This is a genomic window from Streptosporangium nondiastaticum (assembly GCF_003011965.1).
GTDB lineage: Bacteria > Actinomycetota > Actinomycetes > Streptomycetales > Streptomycetaceae > Streptomyces > Streptomyces nondiastaticus.
The window spans coordinates 24,703-48,672 of sequence record NZ_PXWG01000026.1; the positions used below are offsets into that span (position 1 = coordinate 24,703).

The 23,970-nt window shown below is 73.4% G+C and carries 1 protein-coding gene; it reads right to left on the reverse strand.

Annotation, left to right across the window (positions count from 1 at the left end; translation table 11 throughout):
• Positions 1-43: 43 nt before the first annotated feature.
• A complete protein-coding gene (locus B7P34_RS13245; RefSeq protein WP_106676122.1) occupies positions 44-23,605 on the reverse strand; it encodes a type I polyketide synthase in 23,562 nt (7,853 codons plus the stop codon).
• Between the last annotated feature and the right edge of the window lie 365 nt (positions 23,606-23,970).

Sequence of the window (23,970 nt, forward strand, 5' to 3'; positions counted from 1 at the left end):
GGCAAGGGGTCGCCGGGACGCACCGGAACCTGAACCGGAACGGTCAGGAGATCCCGAATTCCTTGCCGAGCAGATCGAATACTTCGTCGTCCGTGGCCGATTCCAGATCGCTGTTCGTTCCAGGGCCTTCCGTTACCGGCGATGCCTTGCCGGATTCACCGGCAATCGCCAATACGGCCTGGAGCTTTGACAGGATCCGGTCGCGAGCTTCACTCTCTGACAACTTCGTGACCAATTCTTGTTCGAGCCTGTCCAGGTCGGCAAGTAGGGAATCCACTAGGGCCGGTTCGGCCGCCCCGACCGTCTCCGTGAGCACGTGCCGGGCGAGGAGAGCGGGTGTCGGATAGTCGAAGACCAGGGTCGCGGGAAGCCGCAGCCCGGTCGCCTTGTTCAGCCGGTTGCGCAGTTCCACGGCCGTGAGGGAGTCGAACCCCAGGTCCTGGAAGGCGTGTTCCGGCCGGACCGCGTGGGCCGACGCGTGGCCCAGGACCGCAGCCACCTCCGCCCGCACCAGGTCCTCGACCGCCTTGTCCCGCTCGCTCTCCGGCAGCCCCTCCAGGCGCTCGGCCAGCGAGGACACGGAGGGCACGGCAGCGGCCTGCGCGGTCCTCCGGGCCGCGGCCGGCACGAGAGCGCGCAACACCGCCGGCGCCTCACCGGCGCGCAGCGCACCGGTGTCGATGCGGACCGGGGCGAGCAGCGCCTCTTCCGACGCCAGTGCCGCGTCGAAGAGCCGCAGCCCCTCCTCCGGCGGCAGCGGCAGCACGCCGCTGCGCGCCATCCGCGCCCGGTCGGCCTCGGCGAGGCCGTCCGTCATCGCGCCGGACTGCTCCCACACGCCCCACGCCAGCGAAACGGCGGGCAGGCCCTCACGGCGGCGGTACGAAGCGAACGCGTCGAGGAAGGAATTCGCCGCCGCGTAGCTCGCCTGGCCGGCGCTGCCGACCAGTCCGGCCACGGACGAGAACACCATGAAGGCGGCCGGGCCCATTTCGCGGGTGCAGTCGTGCAGATTCAGCACGGCGTCCACCTTGGGCCGGAAGACCTCCCTCATCCTTTCCGGCGTGACCGAGCTGAGGACCCCGTCGTCGAGAACGCCCGCGGTGTGCACGACGGCCGACAGCGGATGACCGCCGAGCCCGTCCAGCATTCCGGAGACAGCACCCCGGTCCGCCACGTCACAGGCCGCCCAGGTGACCTCCGCGCCCCACGCCGCCAGCTCGGACTCCAGCTCGGCCGCGCCGGGGGCCTCAGCGCCACGGCGGCTCGCCAGCAGGAGCCGGCGCACCTTGTGCTCGGACACCAGGTGCCGGGCGACGAGCGCGCCCAGCGAGCCGGAGGCGCCGGTCACGAGGACGGTGCCGTCGGCGAGGCCGGGTATGCCGGCAGCGGAGTCGGGCGTGCCGGAGTCGGGCGTGCCAAAGGCAGTTCCGGTGGCCTTCGTCAGGCGCGGGACGAGGACGTCCTCGCCGCGCACCGCGAACTGCGGCTCACCGGACGCGACCGCGGCAGGCAGCACGCGAACCGCCTCGTCGATGTCCTCGGCCTCCACCAGCACGATCCGGTCCGGATGCTCCGACTGCGCGGACCGCACGAGACCCCAGACCGCAGCATGAGCCAGATCGCCGGGGCGCGTCACCAGCACCAGCCGCGCCGGGCGCTCCTCCGCCAGCCACCACTGCACCAGCTCCAGGACCTCGCTCGCGATGCCGTGGACCTGCTCGGCACCGTAGGTACCGGATGCACCGGATGCGTCGGCGACCACCGGGCACGGCACGACGGCGATGTCGGGAAGGACCGTTTCGGCGGACAGAGCGGCCAGGTCCGCGTAGCTCCGTACGTCACTCCGTACGTCGAGCCCGGCGGCAGCCTCGGTGAGGGCCACCGGCTGCCACGCGAGGCCGAACAGCGAGTCGTCGGCGCCCCTGCCGGAGCCGCCGGCCCTGAGCAGCTGCTCGCGCGACACCGGTCGCAGCGACAGCGAGCCGACCGTGGCCACCAGGCCGCCCGCGGCGTCGGCCACGGTCAGCGACACCGCGTCGCTGCCCGTCCGCGAGACCTTGACCCGCAGCGCCGTCGCCCCTGCGGCCCGGACACTCACCCCGGACCAGGCGAAGGGCAGCAGCGGCCCGTCGCCGACGGGGACGAGCCCGCCCGCGCCGATCGCGTGGAGCGCCGAGTCCAGCAGCGCGGGATGGAGGGCGAACGCGCCCGCCTCCGTGCCCTCGGGCAGTGCCACCTCGGCGAAGACGTCGTCCCCGCCGCGCCACACCGACCGCAGGCCCTGGAAGACCGGACCGTAGCCCAGGCCGAGCCCGGCCAGGCCCTCGTAGAAGGCCGTCAGGTCGACGGCCTCAGCGCCCGCGGGCGGCCACGTACCGATCTCCGCAGCGGCCGGCGCCTCCGTCGACGACAGCACACCCGTCGCGTGCCGCACCCACGGCGCGTCGTCCGGCGCGTCCTCCAGCCGCGAGTGCACGCTCAGCGCGCGCTTGCCCGGCTCCTCTTCCTCGGCGCCGACCCACACCTGCACGGCCACACCGCTGCGCTCCGGGACGATCAGCGGCGCTTCCAGCGTCAGGTCCTCGATCTGCGCACAGCCGGCTTCGTCGCCCGCACGGACCGCCAGCTCCACGAGCGCTGTGCCCGGCAGCAGCACGCTGCCCATGACCGTGTGGTCGGCGAGCCAGGGGTGGGTCTTGAGCGAGAGCCGCCCGGTGACCAGGTATCCCCCGGCGCCCGGCAGCGCGACGGCCGCACCCGCCAGTGGGTGTTCGGCCGCACCCAGGCCGAGTCCGGTGGCAGCAGCGCTACCGGTGAACTCTTCGGGTGCTTCGAGCCAGAAGCGCTCGTACTGGAAGGCGTACGTGGGCAGATCGACGCGTTGGGCGCCCGGGAAGAGCGCCTGCCAGTCCGGGGAGACGCCGTGCACGTGCAGCTCACCGAGCGCGGTGACGACGGCCTGCGGCTCGGGACGGTCGGCGCGGAGGACGGGGATGGTGGCGATGTCGCCGTCGAGGCAACCCTGGGTGAGGGCGCTCAGCACGCCACCCGGGCCGATCTCGACGAAGGTGGTGACGCCCATGTCGTGCAGGGTCTGAATGCCGTCGGCGAAGCGGACGGCCTCGCGGACGTGCTGGACCCAGTAGTCGGGGGTGTAGGGCTCGGCCAGGCGGCCGGTCAGGGTGGAGACCACCGGGATCCGCGGCTCGCTGAAGGACAGACCGCCGACGACCTGCGCGAACTCCTCCAGCATCGGGTCCATCAACGGCGAGTGGAACGCGTGACTGACCTTCAGACGGGAGGTCTTACGACCCTGCTGCGTGAAGACCTCGGCGATCGCGATGACGGCGTCCTCGGCGCCGGAGACCACGACGGACTGCGGACCGTTGATCGCCGCAATACCGACCTGCTCGGTGAGGTGCGGCAGTACTTCGTCCTCGGTCGCCTGGACCGCGACCATCGCGCCACCATCCGGCAGCGCCTGCATCAGCGCAGCACGCGCCGACACCAGCTTCGCCGCGTCCTGCAGTGACAACACACCCGCCACATGAGCAGCCGCAATCTCCCCTACGGAGTGACCGGCTACGTAGTCCGGCCGGATCCCCCAGGAATCGAGGAGCCGGAACAGCGCCACCTCGATCGCGAAGAGCGCGGGCTGCGTCGCCCCGGTCTGGTTCAGCTCCTCAGAGCCGACATCCACCGGCGCGTCCAGCAGTGCACACACCTCGTCATAAGCCGCAGCAAAAACGGGGTAGGCCTCGTACAGCTCACGCCCCATGCCGATCCGCTGCGACCCCTGGCCCGAGAACAAGAATCCGACCTTGCCCCCGGCGCCCGGCTCGCCCACGGCGACGCGGGTGGACGGGGAGCCTGCGGCCACCGCACGGAGCTCTGCCAGGAGTTCGTCCCGGCTCTCCCCCACGACTGCCGCTCGGTGCTCCATCGCCGAGCGCGTAGTGGCGAGCGAGAAGCCGATGTCGGCCGGCCGCAGGTCCGCAGCGGCATCCGAGAGGGACAGCAGGCGCTCCGCCTGTGCCCGCAGCGCCGCTTCCGTCCTGCCCGACAGCACCCACGGCACCACCGCATCGGACACCGGAGCCGCAGCCGGAGTCGGGGCCTTTTCGGCGGTGGCGGGCGGTGCCTGCTCGACGATCACGTGGGCGTTGGTGCCGCTGATGCCGAAGGACGACACCGCCGCGCGGCGCGGCAGGTCGCTCGCAGGCCACTCCACCGCCTCGGTCAGCAGCCGCACCGCGCCCGCCGTCCAGTCCACGTGCGGCGTCGGCTCGTCCACGTGCAGGGTCTGCGGCAGCACACCGTGCCGCATCGCCATCACCATCTTGATCACGCCGCCGACACCGGCAGCCGCCTGCGAGTGACCGATGTTGGACTTCAGCGAACCCAGCCACAGCGGCCGGTCGCCGGCCCGCTCCTGCCCGTACGTGGCGAGCAGCGCCTGCGCCTCGATCGGGTCACCCAGCTTCGTGCCCGTGCCGTGCGCCTCGACGGCGTCGACCTGGTCCGGGGACAGGCCCGCGTTCGCCAGCGCCTGACGGATCACCCGCTGCTGCGAGGGACCGTTGGGCGCGGTCAGGCCGTTCGAGGCACCGTCCTGGTTCACCGCGGTGCCGCGGACGACGGCCAGCACCTTGTGCCCGTTCCGGCGGGCGTCGGACAGCCGCTCGACGAGCAGCATGCCCGCGCCTTCGGCCCAGCCCGTACCGTCCGCACCGGCCGCGAACGCCTTGCACCGGCCGTCCGCCGACAGACCACGCTGACGGCTGAACTCCACGAACGTGGAGGGGGTCGCCATGACGGTGACACCGCCGACCAGGGCCATCGAGCACTCGCCGGTGCGCAGCGCCTGGGTCGCCAGGTGCAGCGCCACGAGCGAGGACGAGCACGCCGTGTCGACCGTGACCGCCGGGCCCTCCAGGCCGAAGGTGTACGAGACGCGGCCCGAGGCGATGCTGCCCGCGCTTCCGCTGCCCAGGTAGGCGTCCATGCCCTCCGGGGCCGTCTTCACGCGCCCGCCGTAGTCGTGGTACATCACGCCGGCGAACACGCCCGTCTTGCTGCCCCGCACCGAGGCCGGGTCGATGCCGGCCCGCTCGAACGCCTCCCACGACGTCTCCAGGAGCAGGCGCTGCTGCGGGTCCATCGCCAGCGCCTCGCGCGGCGAGATCCCGAAGAAGGCCGGGTCGAACTCGGCCGCCTCGTGGAGGAAGCCGCCGTGGCGCACGTAGGACTTGCCGGAGCGGTCGGGGTCGGGGTCGTAGAGGTTCTCGACGTCCCAGCCGCGGTCCTCGGGGAAGCCGGAGATCGCGTCGCCGCCGGACGCGACGAGGCGCCACAGGTCCTCGGGCGACCGCACGTCGCCGGGGAACCGGCAGGCCATGCCCACGATCGCGATGGGCTCGTCCGTCCCGGCGACCGCGGCGACCGCGGCCTCGGAACTCTCCTGGACGCCGAGCGTCTCGGCGAGCACGAAGCGCGAGAGCGCGGCGGGCGTCGGGTGGTCGAAGACCATGGTCGCGGGGAGCCGCAGCCCGGTCGCCGTGTTCAGGCGGTTGCGCAGTTCCACCGAGGTGAGCGAGTCGAATCCGGCGTCCTGGAAGGCGTGTTCCGGCTGTACGGCCTGCACGGAGGCGTGCCCGAGCACGGCGGCGACCTCGGTACGGACCAGGTCCAGCACCACCTGCTCGCGCTCGGCCTCCGGCAGCCCGGCCAGCCGCTGCCCCAGCGTGCCCTTCGGCGCGGTCTGCGCCGCGCGCCGCGCGGTGCCCCGTACGGGTCGCAGCCCTCGCAGGACCGGGGGCACCGTGCCCTGCAGCCCGCTCAGGTCCAGCCGCAGCGGGGCGACGGTCGCCCGGTCCAGGGTCAGCGCCGCGTCGAACAGGCGAAGTCCCTCGTCGACGGCGATCGGGGCCAGGCCCACCCGCTTGAGCCGGGTGAGGTCGGCCTGGTCGAGCCGGTCGGCCATGCCGCTGCCCTGCTCCCACAGGCCCCACGCGAGGGAGGTCGCGGGGAGGCCCTGGGCGCGCCGTGCTTCGGCGAAGGCGTCGAGGAACGTGTTCGCCGCCGCGTAGTTGCCCTGACCTGCGCTGCCCAGGATCCCGGACACGGAGGAGAAGACCACGAACGCCGAAAGGTCGCTCGTCAGCTCGTGGAGGTTCAGCACGGCGTCGGCCTTCGGGCGCAGCACCGCGTCCATGCGCTCCGGGGTGAGCGCGGCGATCACGCCGTCGTCGAGGACGCCGGCGGTGTGCACGACGGCCGTCACCGGGGTCTCGGCGAGCACGGCGGCGAGGGCGTTCCGGTCGGCCGCGTCGCAGGCCGCCCAGCGCACCTCGGCGCCCCGCGCGGCCAGCTCGGACTCCAGCTCGGCCGCGCCGGGGGCGTCCGCGCCGCGCCGGCTGAGCAGCAGCAGGCTGCGGACGCCGTGGGCGGCGACCAGGTGCCGGGCGACGATGCCGCCGAGCGCACCGGACGCACCGGTCAGCAGGACGGGGCCGGTGCCGAAGCCGGGCGTGCCGGAGCCGGGCGTGCCAAAGGCAGCTCCGGTGGCCTTCGTCAGGCGCGGGACGAGAACGTCCTCGCCGCGCACCGCGAACTGCGGCTCACCGGACGCGACCGCGGCAGGCAGCACGCGAACCACCTCGTCGATGTCCTCGGCCTCCACCAGCACGAACCGGTCCGGATGCTCCGACTGCGCGGACCGCACGAGACCCCACACCGCAGCATGAGCCAGGTCACCGGGGCGCGTCACCAGCACCAGCCGCGCCGGGCGCTCCTCCGCCAGCCACCACTGCACCAGCTCCAGCACGGCATGGGTAACCTCGCGGACCCGGGCGGCGACGTCCTCGCCGGTGCCTGCCGGGCACGGCACGACAACGACGTTTGAGGTCCCTTCCGACTCCCGCAGCGCGTCGAAGTCCGCGACGGACTCGATCACCAGCGCTTCGGAGCCGGAGGGTGCGGAGGGCAGCGAGAACGGCGTCCACTCCAGCCCGTACAGCGGGCTGCCGTCACCGGCGCCCCGCAGTTGCTCCGCCGACACGGCCCGCAGCGACAGAGACTCGACCGAGGCCACCGGTTCGCCGGCGCCATCGGCCACGGCCAGGGTCATCGAACCATTGGCCGTCCGCGACAGCTTCACCCGCACCATGGCCGCGCCGGTGGCGTGAACGGCGACACCGGACCATGCGAACGGGAGGGCCGGACCATCGTCCAGCGAGACCAGCCCACCGGCGGCCAGGGCGTGCAGCGCGGCATCCAGCAGCGCCGGGTGGAGGGCGAACGCGCCCGCCTCCGTGCCCTCGGGCAGTGCCACCTCTGCGAAGACGTCGTCCCCGCCGCGCCACACCGACCGCAGGCCCTGGAAGACCGGACCGTAATCCAGGCCGGAGGCAGCCATGCCGTCGTAGAAGGCCGTCAGGTCGACGGCCTCAGCGCCCGCGGGCGGCCACGTACCGATCTCCGCAGCGGCCGGAGCTGCTGCCGAGGACAGCACACCCGTCGCGTGCCGCACCCAGGACCCCTCTTCGACGCGCGAGTGCACGCTCAGCTGCCGCCGGCCCGACTCGTCCTCGGGGCCGACCGCCACCTGAAGGGTGACGCCGCCGCGCTCGGGCACGACCAGGGGGAGTTCCAGGGTGAGGTCTTCGATCCATCCGCAGCCGGCCTCGTCGCCCGCCCGGACCGCCAGCTCGACGAACGCAGTACCGGGCAGGAGCACGGTCCCGTTCACGGCGTGGTCGGCGAGCCACGGGTGGGAGTCGAGGGAGAGCAGCCCGGTGAGCAGGACCCCGTCGCTGTCGGCAGTCGCGATCGCGGCACCGAGCAGCGGGTGGTCAGCCGCCCCCAGACCCGCGGCCCGGACGTCACCGGATGCCCGGGGCACATCAAGCCAGTAGCGCTCGCGCTGGAAGGCGTACGTGGGCAGGTCGACGCGGCGGGCGCCGGGGAACAGCGCCTGCCAGTCCGGCGAGACGCCGTGGGTGTGGAGCCGGCCGAGGGCGGTGGCGATGGCGTACGGCTCGGGGCGGTCGGCGCGGAGTGCGGGGATGGTGACGACGGACTCGTCGTCGAGGCAGCCCTGGGCGAGGGCGCTCAGCACACCGCCCGGGCCGATCTCCACGAACGTCGTGACGCCCAACTCGTGCAGGGTCTGCACGCCGTCGGCGAAGCGGACCGCCTCGCGGACGTGCTGAACCCAGTACTCCGGGGTGTACGGGTCGGCCAGACGGCCGGTCAGGGTGGAGACCACCGGAATCTGCGGCTCGCGGAAGGTCAGGCCGCGGACGACCCCGCCGAACTCCTCCAGCATCGGGTCCATCAGCGGCGAGTGGAACGCGTGACTGACCTTCAGGCGAGACGTCTTACGGCCCTGCTGCTTGAAAGCTTCGGCGATCTCCAGCACGGCACCCTCGGCCCCAGAGATCACCACGGACTGCGGCCCGTTGATCGCCGCAATGCCTACGTGCTCGGTCAGATGCGGCAGCACCTCGTCCTCGGTCGCCTGAACAGCCACCATCGCGCCACCGGTCGGCAGCGCCTGCATCAACGCAGCACGCGCCGACACCAGCTTCGCCGCATCCTCCAGAGAGAGGACCCCGGCCACATGAGCAGCCGCGATCTCGCCCACCGAGTGACCCGCCACATAATCCGGCCGGATCCCCCACGATTCGAGGAGACAGAACAGCGCCACCTCGATGGCGAACAGCGCGGGCTGCGTCGAACCCGTCTGGTTCAGCTCCTCAGAGCCGACATCCACCGGCGCGTCCAGCAGCGCACACACCTCGTCATAAGCCGCAGCAAAGACGGGGTACGTGGCATGCAGCTCACCTCCCATGCCGATCCGCTGCGAACCCTGGCCCGAGAACAAGAACCCGACCTTGCCCCCGGCGGCACCGCCCACCGGCGCAGCGCCCGAGGCCAGCGCCTCCAGGCCCTGCCGGATCTCGGCGAGATCCCCGCCCACGACGGCCGCGCGGTGCTCCAGCACCGCGCGCGACGTGGCCAGCGAGAAGCCCACGTCAGCCAGGTCCACCTCGGCGCCCTGGGCGCCCTCTGCACCGTCCGCGTCCAGGAAGGACAGCAGCCGGCCCGCCTGGTCCCGCAGCGCCGCCTCGTTCTTTGCTGACAGCACCCACGGCACCACCGCATCGGACACCGGAGCCGGAGCCGGAACCGGGGCCTTTTCGGCGCCGGCGAGCGGTGCCTGCTCGACGATCACGTGCGCGTTCGTGCCGCTCACGCCGAAGGAGGAGACCGCCGCCCGGCGCGGGGCGTCGCCCGCAGGCCACTCCACCGCCTCGGTCAGCAGCCGCACCTCACCGGCCGACCAGTCCACGTGCGGCGTCGGCTCGTCGATGTGCAGGGTCTGCGGCAGCACACCGTGCTGCATCGCCATGACCATCTTGATGATGCCGCCGACGCCCGCAGCGGCCTGCGAGTGGCCGATGTTGGACTTCAGCGAACCCAGCCACAACGGCCGGTCCTCGGCCCGCTCCTGGCCGTACGTGGCGAGCAGCGCCTGCGCCTCGATCGGGTCGCCGAGCCGCGTGCCCGTGCCGTGCGCCTCCACCGCGTCGATCTGGTCCGAGGACACACCGGCGTTCGCCAGCGCCTGACGGATCACGCGCTGCTGCGCCGGGCCGTTCGGGGCCGTCAGACCGTTGGACGCACCGTCCTGGTTCACTGCCGTGCCACGTACGACGGCCAGCACCCTGTGCCCGTTCCGGCGGGCGTCGGACAGCCGCTCGACGAGCAGCATGCCCGCGCCCTCGGCCCAGCCCGTACCGTCCGCACCGGCCGCGAACGCCTTGCACCGGCCGTCCGCCGACAGACCACGCTGACGGCTGAACTCCACGAACACGGACGGTCCGGCCATCACCGTGACACCGCCGACGAGCGCCATCGAGCACTCGCCGCTCCGCAGCGCCTGGGTCGCCAGGTGCAGGGCCACGAGCGAGGACGAGCACGCCGTGTCGACCGTGACCGCCGGGCCTTCGAGGCCGAACGTGTACGAGACGCGGCCGGAAGCGACGCTGCCCGCGCTGCCGTTCACGAGGTAGCCCTCAAGGCCTGCGGGCGAGGTGTGCACGCGCCCGCCGTAGTCGTGGTACATCACGCCGGCGAACACGCCGGTCCTGCTGCCCCGCACCGAGGCCGGGTCGATGCCGGCCCGCTCGAACGCCTCCCACGACGTCTCCAGCAGCAGGCGCTGCTGCGGATCCATCGCCAGCGCCTCGCGCGGCGAGATCCCGAAGAACTCGGCGTCGAAGTCGGCCGCGTCGTGCAGGAAGCCGCCTTCCCGGGTGTAGCTGGTGCCCCACTGGTCGGGGTCCGGGTCGTAGAGGTTCTCGACGTCCCAGCCGCGGTCCTCGGGGAAGCCCGACACCGCGTCGCGGCCGGAGAACACCAGCTGCCACAGGTCTTCGGGCGACTGCACGCCGCCGGGGTACCGGCAGGCCATGCCCACGATCGCGATCGGCTCGTCCGCCGCGCCGGTGGCCGTGGAGACGGTCGCCGGCACGGCCGCCGCCTCGCCGGAGCCGGCGGCTTCGGCGGTGAGGAAACGGGCGAGGGTGAGCGGGTTCGGGTAGTCGAAGATCAGCGTGGCGGGCAGGCGCATGCCGACGGCCGCGTTGAGCCGGTTGCGGAGTTCGACGGCGGTCAGCGAGTCGAACCCGATGTCCTTGAAGGAATCGTCCGCGCCGACCGACTGGGCGCCGGCGTGCCCGAGCACGGCGGCGACCTCGGTACGGACCAGGTCCAGCACCACCTGCTCGCGCTCGGCCTCCGGCAGCCCGGCCAGCCGCTGCCCCAGGGAGGACGAGGCCGCCTTCGCCGCCGCTGCCGCGCGCCGCACCGGCGCGAGCCGGACCAGTCCGCGCAGGACCGGTGGAACGGGCTGCTGCCCCTGCCCGTCGCGGAAGGCGGAGGTGTCGAGCCGGATCGGGACGGCCGCCGCCCGCCCGGTGGCGAGTGCCGCGTCGAACATGCGCAGGCCCTCCGCCGGCGGGATCGCGGCGAGGCCCATCCGCTTGATGCGCGTGAGATCGGTGTGGTCGAGGCCGCCGGTCATCGCGCTGTCGCTGTCCTGCGCCCACAGGCCCCAGGCCAGCGAGGTGGCGGGCAGGCCCTGGCCACGGCGGTGCTCGGCGAGGGCGTCGAGGAAGGTGTTGGCGGCGGCGTAGTTGCCCTGACCCGGCGTGCCGAGGGTCCCGGCCACGGAGGAGAAGAGCACGAACGCGGCCAGGTCGCCGGACAGCTCGCCGGCCAGTTCGTGCAGGTTCAGGGCCGCGTCCACCTTGGGGCGGAACACGCCGTCCAACCGCTCGGGAGTCAGCGAACCGATGATTCCGTCGTCCAGGACGCCGGCGGTGTGAATGATCGCGGACAGGCTCCGCCCGGTCAGGAGTTCGCGGACGGCATCGCGGTCGGCCACGTCGCACGCGGCCCACGTGACGTCGGCGCCCTGCTCGGTCAGCTCGGCGGCGAGCTCGGCCGCACCGGGTGCGTCCCCGCCGCGGCGGCTGACGAGCAGCAGGCTGCGGACACCGTGCTCGGCGACCAGGTGCCGGGCGAACAGCCCGCCCAGCCCGCCCGACGCGCCGGTCAGCAGGACGGTGCCGGAGCCGAGGCCGGGCAGCTCCGCCGCCGCGTCCGGCGCGGCGATGCGGACCAGCCTCGGCACCCGGACCTCGCCCGCGCGCACCTCGGCCTGCGTCTCGCCGGAGGCGATCAGGCCGGGCACCAGCCGGGCAAGGCGGGCGGCGCCGGCGGCGTCGTCACCGCTGCCGGTGTCGGTGTCGGTTTCCACCAGGACGATGCGGTCGGGGTTCTCGGTCTGTGCCGAGCGCACCAGTCCGCGGACCGCCGACTGGGCCAGGTCTCCCGTACGCGTCACCAGCACCAGACGCGACGGCCGCTCCTCGGCCAGCCACCACTGCACCAGCTCCAGCACGGCGTTGGTGACCTCGCGGACCCGGGCGGCGAGGTCCTCACCGGTCCCCGTCGGGCACGGCACGACCACGGCATCGGCGCCGGCGCGGGCGCCGGCATCGGCATCGGCATCGGCCGGCAGATCAGCGGCAGCCTGCAGAGCGGCGAGGTCTTCGTACGTCTCGACCCTCATGCCGTCCGGCGCGGCCGGCAGGCTGAGCGGCGTCCACTCCAGGGCGAAGACCGCGTCGTCGCCTCCGGAACCGGCGCGCAGTTGGTCGGCGGGGACCGGGCGCAGCGTCAGGGAGTCGATCTGTGCGACCGGCTCGCCGGTGCCGTCGGCCAGCACCAGCGACACCGTGGAGGTGCCGGTGCCGGCGCGCGAGACCTTCACTCGCAGCACGGAGGCCCCGGCGGCCGCCAGGCGCACACCGCTCCAGGCGAACGGCAGCAGCCCGTTGCCCGTCCCGGCCTCGGGCTCGACCGCACCCAGCCAGACGGTGTGCAGGGCGGCGTCGAACAGCGCCGGGTGCAGACCGTACGCGCTCGCGGCCGTCCGTTCCGTGCCGGGCAGTTCCACCTCGGCGAAGAAGTCGTCGCCGCTCCGCCACGCGGCGCGCAGCCCCCGGAAGACGGGGCCGTAGTCGAGCGCCATGCCCGCGAGGCGGTCGTAGAACCCGTCGACGTCGACCGGTTCCGCGCCCACGGGCGGCCACGCGGCGAGCGAGCCGTCCACCGGGGCCGTGGCGACGGCCAGGGAGCCGGAGGCGTGACGGATCCACGGCCGCCCGGACTCGTCCTCGTGCGCGTACGCGTCCCCGTCGTCGATCCGCGAGTGCACGGTCAGCGGCCTGCGGCCCGATCCGTCGTCGGCGCCGACGCGCACCTGCAGGGCGACGCCGCCGCGCCCGGGCACGAGCAGCGGTGTCTCCAGCGTCAGTTCTTCCAGCAGGTCGCAGCCCACGGCGTCGGCAGCGGTGATCGCCAGCTCGACGAACGCGGTGCCCGGCAGCAGGGCGACCCCGCTGACGGCGTGGTCCACCAGCCACGGGTGCGTGTGCGCCGACAGCCGCCCGGTGAGCAGGTGCCCGTCGCCGTCGGCCAGCGGCACGGCGGCGCCGAGCAGCGGGTGACCGGCCTCGCCCTGGCCCACGGCGCGCATGTCACCGGCGGAGGCGGGGGCGTCGAGCCAGTAGCGCTCGCGCTGGAAGGCGTACGTGGGCAGACCGATGCGGCGGGCGCCGGGGAAGAAGGCGTGCCAGTCCACTTCGACGCCGGTGATGTGCAGCTGGGCGTACGCAGTGGTGATCGCCTGCGGCTCGGGGCGGTCGGCGCGGAGTGCGGGGATGGTGACGACGGCTTCGTCGTCGAGGCAGCCCTGGGCGAGGGCGCTCAGCACACCGCCCGGGCCGATCTCCACGAACGTCGTGACGCCCAGGTCGTGCAGGGTCTGCACGCCGTCGGCGAAGCGGACCGCCTCGCGGACGTGACGGACCCAGTACTCCGGGGTGTACGGGTCAGCCAGGCGGCCGGTCAGGGTGGAGACCACCGGAATCTGCGGCTCGCGGAAGGTCAGGCCGCGGACGACCCCGCCGAACTCCTCCAGCATGGGGTCCATGAGAGGCGAGTGGAAGGCGTGACTGACCTTCAGGCGGGAGGTCTTACGACCCTGCTGCTTGAAGACCTCGGCGATCGCGGTGACGGCGTCCTCAGCCCCGGAAATCACCACGGACTGCGGACCGTTGATCGCCGCAATGCCTACGTGCTCGGTCAGATGCGGCAGCACCTCGTCCTCAGTGGCCTGAACCGCCACCATCGCACCACCGGTCGGCAGCGCCTGCATCAACGCAGCACGCGCCGACACCAACTTCGCCGCATCCTCCAAAGAGAGCACCCCGGCCACATGAGCAGCCGCGATCTCACCCACCGAGTGGCCCGCCACGTAATCCGGCCGCACACCCCACGACTCCAGCAACCGGAACAGCGCCACCTCAACCGCGAACAACGCAGGCTGCGTGCACCCCGTCTGATGAAGCGATTCCGCATCGACATCAACCGGCGCATCCAGGAGGCCGCACACCTCGTCATAGGCCGCGGCAAAGACGGGGTAGGTCTCGTACAGCTCACGCCCCATGCCGATGCGCTGCGAGCCCTGTCCCGAGAACAGGAACCCGACCTTGTCCGCCGAGTGTGCGCGTCCGGTGACGGCGTTCGCCGTCGTTTCGCCCGCGGCGAGGGCCTTCAGCCCCGCCCGCAGCTCGGCCGCGTCGGTGCCGATCACCGCGGCCCGGTGTTCCAGTGCCGAGCGCGTCGTGGCCGACGAGAAGCCGGCGTCGACGGGCGACACGTCGTCGCCCGCGAAGGCCAGCAGGCGCTCCGCCTGCGCCCGGAGCGCCGCCTCGCTCTTTGCTGACAGCACCCACGGCACGGGCACCGGGCGGTGCTCCCCTGCCGGCTCGGCCTCGGCCGTGGCGGGCGCCTCCTCGATGATCGTGTGCGCGTTGGTGCCGCCGATTCCGAAGGAGGACACCGCCGCCCGGCGGGTTCCCTCCGTGGCGGGCCAGTCCACCGGCTCGGTCAGCAGGCGCACGGCGCCCGCCGACCAGTCGACGTGCGCGGTCGGCTCGTCCACGTGCAGGGTCTGCGGCAGCATTCCGTGCTGCATCGCCAGCACCATCTTGATCACACCGGCCACGCCCGCGGCGGCCTGCGTGTGACCGATGTTGGACTTGATCGAGCCCAGCCACACCGGGCGGTCGTCGGAGTGCTCCTGCCCGTACGTGGCGAGCAGCGCCTGCGCCTCGATCGGGTCGCCCAGCTTGGTGCCCGTGCCGTGCGCCTCCACCGCGTCCACGTCAGCCGGCGTGAGCCCGGCCGAGGCCAGGGCCTGGCGGATCACGCGTTGCTGCGAAGGACCGTTCGGCGCCGTCAGGCCGTTGGACGCGCCGTCCTGGTTGACCGCGCTGCCGCGCACGACCGCCAGCACCTGATGACCGTGGCGCCGGGCGTCGGACAGCCGCTCGACCAGCAGCAGGCCGACGCCTTCGCCCCAGCCGGTGCCGTCCGCGCCCGCCGCGAACGCCTTGCAGCGGCCGTCGGGCGACAGGCCGCGCTGGCGGCTGAACTCCACGAACAGGTCCGGCGTGGTCATGACGGTGACGCCGCCGACCAGGGCCATGGAGCACTCGCCGCTGCGCAGCGCCTGCGCGGCGAGGTGGAGGGCCACGAGCGACGACGAGCAGGCCGTGTCGACCGTGACCGCCGGGCCTTCGAGGCCGAAGGCGTACGAGATGCGGCCGGAGACGACCGAGGCCGCCTTGCCGGTGAGCGCGTAACCCTCGATCTCCTCGGGGGCGTTGCGCAGCCCGTTGGCGTAGTCCTGGCCGTTGGTGCCGATGAAGACACCGGTCCGGCTGGCGCGGACGGACGCGGGGGCGATGCCGGCGCGCTCGAAGGCCTCCCACGCGGTTTCCAGCAGGAGGCGCTGCTGCGGGTCCATGGCGAGGGCCTCGCGCGGCGAGATCCCGAAGAGGCCGGCGTCGAAGCGGTCGGCGCCGTCGATGAAGGCGCCGTCACGCGCGTACGTCCGGCCGGACCGGTCGGGGTCGGGGTCGTAGAGCGAGTCGATGTCCCAGCCGCGGTCGGTGGGGAAGCCGGTGACCGCGTCGCGGCCGGAGCGCAGCAGCTCCCACAGGTCCTCCGGCGACTGGACGCCGCCCGGGAAGCGGCAGCTCATGCTGACGATCGCGAGGGGCTCGTCCGTCGCGACGGCGACCGTCGCCTGTGCGCCTTCCGCCCCCGGCCCGTGCCCGCCGAGGAGTTCCTCGCGCAGGTGACGGGCGAGGGCGGTGGGGGTCGGGTGGTCGAAGACGAGGGTGGTGGGCAGCTTGAGGCCGGTGGCCGTGTTGAGCCTGTGGCGCAGTTCGACGGCGGTGAGCGAGTCGAAGCCGGTCTCGCGGAACGTCCGGTCGGCCTCGAAAGCACCCTTGCCCGCGTGGCCGAGCACCGTGGCGGCCTGCTCGCGGACCAGGTCCAGCAGAGCACGGTCCTGCTCCCCCGGCGCGGCGCCCAGGAGGCGCTGGACCAGGGCGGACGCGGGCACTTCGGCGCTCTGCGCGGCCCGGGCGCGCGCTTCGAGGGCCTCACGGGCCTCGGGCACGCCCAGCAGCAGCGGGCAGGGGCGCGTGCCGGCGAAGGCCGGGACGAAGCGGTCCCAGTCCACGTCCGCGACGGTCACGGAGGTCTCGCCGTGGGTCAGCGCGCCGTGCAGCACGGAGATCGCGGGCCGGGCCGCGATCGCCCGGACGCCGCGCCGCCGCAGGTGGTCGCCGGCGGCGCCGTCGGCCATGCCGCCGTCCGCCCAGGATCCCCACGCGACGGCCAGTGCGGGCAGGCCCTGCGCGCGGCGCTGCTCGGCGAGGGCGTCGAGGAAGGCGTTCGCGGCACCGTAGGCGCCCTGGCCGCCGTTGCCCCAGACGCCGGTCATCGACGAGAAGAGGACGAAGGCGTCGAGGTCCCGGCGGTCCCGGGTGAGCTCGTGCAGGTGGAGTGCGGCGTCCGCCTTGGGACGCAGCACGTGGTCCAGGCGCTCGGGCGTGAGCGATTCGACCAGGCCGTCGTCGAGCACGCCGGCGGTGTGCACCACGGCGTTCACGGTGTGCTGCTCGAACAGCGTGGCGAGCGCGTCGCGGTCGGCCGCATCACACGCGGCGATGGTGACCTGGGCGCCCAGTTCCTCCAGCTCCGCCTTGAGTCCGGCGGCGCCGGGGGCGTCGGGCCCACGGCGGCTGGTGAGCAGGAGGTGTCCGGCTCCGGCGGTGGCGAGCCAGCGGGCCACGTGCCCGCCGAGCGCACCCGTACCACCGGTCACGAGCACCGTGCCGCGCGGGGACCAGGGCGCGTCCACCGGGGCCGCGCTCTGCGGCGCGCGGACGAGACGGCGGCCGGACACGCCGGCAGCGCGTACGGCGAGCTGGTCCTCGTCGGCCCGGGTCAGCAGGCCGGCCAGCCGCTCCAGCGAGCGGGAGTCGAGTTCGGCGGGCAGGTCGACGAGGCCGCCCCAGCGCTGCGGCTGCTCCAGGGCGACGACCCGGCCGAGGCCCCAGAGCCGGGCCGCGGCGGGGTCGGCGAGCGGGTCGGAGGCGCCGGTCGACACCGCGCCGGTCGTCAGGCACCACAGCGGTGCCTCGATCCCGGCGTCGCCGAGGGCCTGGACGAGCAGGACGAGCCGGTGGAGGGCGTCCGTCCCCGCGCCCTTCCCCGCCTCGGTCCCTGCTTCGGCCCCTGCTTGGGCCCCTGCCGCGGCGAACACGATGCCGTCGGCCTGCCCGTGCCCGGCGTCGGCCAGGGTCCGGGCCAGGGAGTCGCGGTCGGCGTCCTCGTCGACGACGAACGGAACGATTTCGACGCCGAGTTCCGTGAGCCCGGCGTGGATCGCCGCGGTCCACGCGGTCTCCTCGGAGACCACGTAGAGCCAGGTCCCCGCCGGCACGGCGCGCTCGATGTCACCGAGCGGCTGCCAGGTGATCCGGTAGCGCCAGCCATCGGCGGTGGACTGCTCGCGACGCTGCCGGCGCCAGGCGGAGAGCCTGGGCGCGACCACGTCCAACTCGTCGGGAGCCAGCCCCAGGAGCGCACCGAGAGAGGCACGGTCCTCGCTCTCGACGGAGTCCCAGAACTCGGCGTCCATCGCCTCCGGGGCACCGGCGACCGCCGCCTGGGGCGCGTCGAGCCAGTAGCGCTCACGCTGGAAGGCGTACGTGGGCAGGTCGACGCGGCGGGCGCCGGGGAAGAGGGCCTGCCAGTCCGGGGAAACGCCGTGGATGTGGAGCCGGCCGACGGCGGTGACGAACGCGTGGGGCTCGGGGCGGTCGGCGCGGAGGGCGGGGATGGTGACGACGGCTTCGTCGTCGAGGCAGCCCTGGGCGAGGGCGCTGAGGACGCCGCCGGGGCCGATCTCCACGAACGTCGTAACGCCCAGGTCGTGCAGAGTCTGCACGCCGTCCGCGAAGCGGACCGCCTCGCGGACGTGACGGACCCAGTACTCCGGGGTGTACGGGTCAGCCAGGCGACCGGTCAGGGTGGAGACCACCGGAACCTGCGGCTCGCTGAAGGACAGACCGCCGACGACCTGCGCGAACTCCTCCAGCATCGGGTCCATCAGCGGCGAGTGGAACGCGTGACTGACCTTCAGACGGGACGTCTTACGGCCCTGCTGCGCGAAGACCTCAGCGATCTCCAGCACGGCACCCTCGGCCCCGGAGACCACGACGGACTGCGGACCGTTGATCGCCGCGATACCGACCTCGTCGGTCAGGTGCGGCAGCACCTCGTCCTCAGTAGCCTGAACAGCCACCATCGCACCACCAGTCGGCAGCGCCTGCATCAACGCAGCACGCGCCGACACCAGCTTCGCCGCATCCTCCAGCGACAACACACCCGCCACATGAGCAGCAGCAATCTCACCTACGGAGTGACCCGCCACGTAATCCGGCCGCACACCCCACGACTCCAGCAACCGGAACAGCGCCACCTCAACCGCGAACAACGCAGGCTGCGTGCACCCCGTCTGATGAAGCGATTCCGCATCGACATCGACCGGCGCGTCCAGCAGCGCACACACCTCGTCATAAGCCGCAGCAAAAACGGGGTACGCCGCATACAGCTCACGCCCCATCCCCAGCCGCTGCGACCCCTGACCCGAGAACAAGAACCCGACCTTGCCCCCGATGGCACCGCCCACCGGGGCGGCCCCGGAAGCAATCGCCTCCAGCCCCCGCCGGAACTCGGCAAGGTCCTCACCCACGACCACCGCGCGGCGCTCCAGCACCGCACGGCTCGTGGCCAGCGAGAAGCCCACGTCTACCGGGTCCGTCGCGGCGCCCTCGGCACCCTCGGCACCGTCCGCGTCCAGGAAGGACAGCAGCCGGCCCGCCTGGTCCCGCAGCGCCGCCTCGCTCTTCGCCGACAGCACCCACGGGACCGGTCCCGCAGGATCGGCCGCCTCACGGGCGGGCTCGTCGCTTCCCTGGAGCTGCTCGACGATGACGTGCGCGTTGGTGCCGCTGATGCCGAACGAGGACACCGCCGCGCGGCGCGGCAGGTCGCCCGCGGGCCACTCCACCGCCTCGGTCAGCAGCCGTACGCCGCTCGCCGACCAGTCCACGTGCGGCGTCGGCTCGTCCACGTGCAAGGTCTGCGGCAGCACACCGTGCCGCATCGCCATGACCATCTTGATCACACCGGCGACGCCCGCGGCGGCCTGCGTGTGGCCGATGTTGGACTTCAGCGAGCCCAGCCACAGCGGCCGGTCGTCGTCGCGCCCCTGGCCGTAGGCGGCGATGAGGGCTTCCGCTTCGATCGGGTCGCCCAGCTTGGTGCCCGTGCCGTGCGCCTCCACCGCGTCGACGTCGGCGGGCGCGAGTCCGGCGGAGGCCAGGGCCTGCCGGATCACGCGCTGCTGCGAGGGGCCGTTCGGGGCGGTCAGGCCGTTGGACGCGCCGTCCTGGTTGACCGCGCTGCCGCGCACCACCGCCAGGACCTGGTGGCCGTTGCGCTCGGCGTCGCTGAGCCGCTCCACGAGCAGCATGCCGACGCCTTCGGCCCAGCCCGTACCGTCCGCGCCCGCCGCGAACGCCTTGCAGCGGCCGTCGGGCGACAGGCCGCGCTGACGGCTGAACTCCACGAACATGCCGGGCGTGGACATCACGGTGACGCCGCCGGCCAGGGCCATCGTGCACTCGCCGCTCCGCAGCGACTGGATGGCCAGGTGCAGGGCGACCAGCGACGACGAGCACGCCGTGTCGACCGTGACCGCGGGCCCTTCGAGGCCGAACGAGTAGGCCACGCGGCCCGATGCGACGCTGGTCGTCGTGCCGGTCAGCAGGTAGCCCTCGATGCCGTCGACGGGCTCGTGCAGCCGGGGGCCGTAGTCCTGTGCCGTCGCGCCGATGAACACGCCCGCCCGGCTCCCGCGCAGCGTGGCCGGGTCGATGCCGGCGCGCTCGAACGCCTCCCAGGCGGTCTCCAGGACCAGCCGCTGCTGCGGGTCGACGGCGGCGGCCTCGCGGGGGCTGATGCCGAAGAATCCGGCGTCGAACTCGGCCGCCTCGTGGAGGAAGCCGCCCTGCCGCGTCGAGGACTTGCCGGGGGTGCCGGGCTCGGGGTCGTAGAGGGCTTCGACGTCCCAGCCGCGGTCCGTCGGGAATCCGGAGACGGCGTCGCCGCCGGAGGCGACCAGCCGCCACAGGTCCTCCGGCGAGCGCACCCCGCCGGGGAGGCGGCAGCTCATGGCCACGATGGCGATGGGCTCGTCGGGGTCGGCCGCCGCCGTGGCCTCGGAGACCGCCGCGCCCCCGCCGAGGGACTGCGCGCCGAGGTGGCGGGCGAGCGCGGCGGGGGTCGGGTGGTCGAACAGCAGGCCGCTGGGCAGGCGCAGGCCGGTGGCCTCGCCGAGCTGGTTGCGCAGCTCCACCGAGCTGAGCGAGTCGAAGCCGAGGTCCTTGAACGTCCACTCGGTCTCGACCTGGCGGGCTTCGGAGTGTCCCAGGACGGCGGCGATGTGCGCGCGGACCAGGTCGAGGACGGCTTCGTCGCGCTCGGCCTCGGGCAGGCCGGCGAGCCGCTGCCCCAGGGCGCCGACAGGCGCGCTCGCGGTCCCGGCAGTCCCAGCGGTCCCGGCGGTCTCGTCCGGCTGCGGGGCGGCAGGGGCCCGGGTGGTGGTTGCGGCGACGGGGGACGAGGACGTGGTGGCCCCGTCCAGCCAGTACCGCTGACGCTCGAACGCGTAGGTGGGGAGCGCGACCTTACGGCGTGCGCCCGGTCCGTCGAACAGGGCGGTCCAGTCCGGCTCCAGGCCGTGGACGTGCAGCGAGGCGACCGCCGCGAGCAGGGCCCGGGCCTCGGGGCGGCGGGCGCGCAGGGCGGGTACGAACAGGGCGTCGTTTCCGGCCGCGGCGCCGGCGCGGGCCATGGAGGTGAGCACGCCGCCGGGGCCGAGCTCCAGGTACGTGCGGACGCCGTGCTCGTCGAGGCGGGCGACGCCGTCGGCGAAGCGGACCGCGTCGCGGACGTGGCGGACCCAGTACGCGGCCGAGCAGCCTTCGTACGCCGCGGGCTCCTCGGACAGCCGGCCCGTCACGTTGGACACGATCGGGATGCGCGGGGCGTGGAAGGTCAGGCCCTCGGCCACGCGGCGGAGCTCCGCCAGCATGGGTTCCATGTGCGGGGAGTGGAAGGCGTGGCTGACCCGCAGCCGGCTGGTCTTGCGGCCCAGGGCCGCGAAGGCGTCGGCGATCTCGGTGACGAGGTCCTCGTCACCCGAGACGACGACGGAGTCGGGGCCGTTCAGCGCGGCGATGCTCACGCGGTCGGTGCGGTCCGTGCCGTCCGTGCGGTCGCCGATGCGGGCGCGGACCTCGTCCTCCGTGGCCTGGACCGCGATCATGGCGCCACCGGTGGGCAGCTCCTGCATCAGGCGGCCGCGCGCGGCGACCAGGGCGCAGGCGTCGGCGAGGGAGAGGACACCGGCAGCGTGCGCGGCGGCGAGTTCGCCGATGGAGTGGCCCATCAGCACGTCGGGGGTGATGCCCCAGCTCTCCAGGAGCCGGAACAGGGCGACCTCGACGGCGAACAGCGAGGTCTGCGTGTAGAGGGTCCGGTCGAGCTCGGCCGCCTCCTCGGATCCCTCGGGGGCGAACATGACCTCGCGCAGCGGCCGCGGCAGCCGGGGGTCGAGCTGTGCGCACACCTCGTCCAGTGCGGCGGCGAACACCGGGAAGGTCTCGGCCAGTTCGCGGCCCATGCCGGCCCGCTGGCTGCCCTGGCCCGAGAAGAGGAAGGCGAGCCGGCCGCGCGGGCCGGTGCGGCCCGTGGTGAGTGCGGCGTCGATGCCGCCGGTGGACAGCTCGCGCAGGGCGCGCAGGAAGTCGTCGCGGTCCTCGCCCACGACGACGGCGCGGTGCTCGAAGGCGGTGCGGCCGGTGGCGAGCGACCAGCCGGCGTCGGGCAGGGCGAGACCGGGGTGCGCCTCGGTGTGCGCGAGCAGGGCGGCGGCCTGGGCGCGCAGTCCGGAGGCGGTCTTGGCGGACAGCGGCCACAGCGTCGGAGCCGGTCCCGTGCTCGTGCCCGCGCTCGATCCCGTACCCGCACCTGATTCCGCACCTGATTCCGTACCGGGACCCGCCTCCGCACCCGCGCGGTGTTCCGCCAACACGACGTGGCAGTTGGTGCCGCCCATGCCGAACGAGCTGACGCCGGCGAGCAGCGGGCGGTCGTCCTGCGCCTCCCACGCGGCGTGCTCGGTCTGCACCTGGAGGTTCAGCCGGGTCAGCGGGATCGCCGGGTTCGGGGTCTCGAAGTTGAGGCTGGCGGGCAGGGCGCGGTGGCGGAGCGACAGGGCGGCCTTGAGGAGGCCGGTGATGCCGGCGGCGCCCTCCAGGTGGCCGACGTTGGTCTTGGCCGAGCCGACCCGCAGCGGCCGGCCGGGGTCGCGTCCCGTGCCGAGCACCGCGCCGAGCGCGGCCGCCTCGATGGGGTCGCCGACCTTGGTGCCGGTGCCGTGCAGTTCCACGTAGCCGACGTGGGCGGGGTCGACTCCGGCCCGTTCGTAGGCGAGCCGGAGCACCTGCTCCTGACCGGACTGCAGGGGTACGGTCAGGCCGTCGCCGCCGCCGTCGTTGTTGACCGCGCTGCCGCGGATCACGCAGTAGACCGGGTCTCCGTCCTCGATCGCCCGGGCCAGCGGCTTGAGGACGACGATGCCGCCGCCCTCGCCGCGGACGTAGCCGTTCGCGCGGGCGTCGAAGGTGAAGCAGCGGCCGTCCGGGGAGAGGCCGCCGAACTTGGCGGCGCCCAGGGTGCTCTCGGGGACGATGTTGAGGCTCACGCCGCCCGCGAGGGCGATCGTCGACTCGCCCTTGCGGAGGCTCTCGCACGCGAGGTGGACGGAGACCAGGGAGGAGGACTGGCCGGAGTCCACGGTCAGGCTGGGGCCGTTGAGGCCGAGGAAGTACGAGACCCGGTTGGCGATGATGCTGCGGTGCAGGCCGGTGACGGTGTGCGGGGAGATGGCCGTGAGCCCGGAGCGGTGGTGCAGGGTCGCGTAGTCGTCCCAGATGGCGCCGACGAACACGCCGGTGCGGGTGGAGCGCAGCGTCCCGGCGCGCACGTGCGCGTCCTCCAGCGCTTCCCAGGCCAGCTCCAGGACGAGCCGCTGCTGCGGGTCCATGGCCGCGGCCTCCTTGGGGGAGAGCCCGAAGAACCCGGCGTCGAAGTGGCCGATGCGGTCGACGAACCCGCCCCGGCGGATGTCGGTCCGGCCCGGCTCGGTCAGGTCGGCGTCGGCCACGGCGGCCCCGTCCCAGCGGTCCGGGGGGACGTCGGTGATCGCGTCCGCGCCCTCGCTGAGCAGCCGCCAGAAGGCAGCCGGATCGGCGGCACCCGGCAGCCGGCAGGCCAGACCGATGACGGCTATGTCCTCGGCCGGAGCCGTCGAAGCCTTGGCATCCGCCGAGGCCTTCGCATCCGCCGGAGCCTTCGCGTCTCCCGAAGCCTTCGCATCCGCCGGAGCCTTCGTATCCGCCGAGGCCGCCGAAGCCTTCGAAGCCGAACCGGCCCGATTCCCCGTTCCGTTGAGCCCGGACTCGACCATATTGCGCTCCACCCACCCACACAGAGAACGAAAAGGCACCGCGCACACGGCGGTGTGACCCTAGTTAAGGCCCTGGGGCCGCGTTTCCGGCGTGGTATGGGATCAGGTCTAGGGGAATCCCAAAGGGACGGCGCATGCGGTGCCACCGGGCAAACCGCCGGCGGCCGACGCGCATCACTAAGGAGAACACTAGGGGCAGTTGTAGGAGAGTCATGGGCCGTATAGCCTTTCTCCTTTTTCCCCTCCGGCGAAGAGGTTTCATCGTTCATGACGCAATCGCGAGAATCCGGGAATCGCTTAGCACGGACCTTCCCGACGGCGCGCCCCGCGGGCTGCCCCTTCGACCCGCCGGCCCCTTTCGCGGA

Excerpts from the sequence above, each read along its gene's own strand:
- B7P34_RS13245 (WP_106676122.1), bottom strand. The coding sequence starts at position 23,605 with ATGGTCGAGTCCGGGCTCAACGGAACGGGGAATCGGGCCGGTTCGGCT.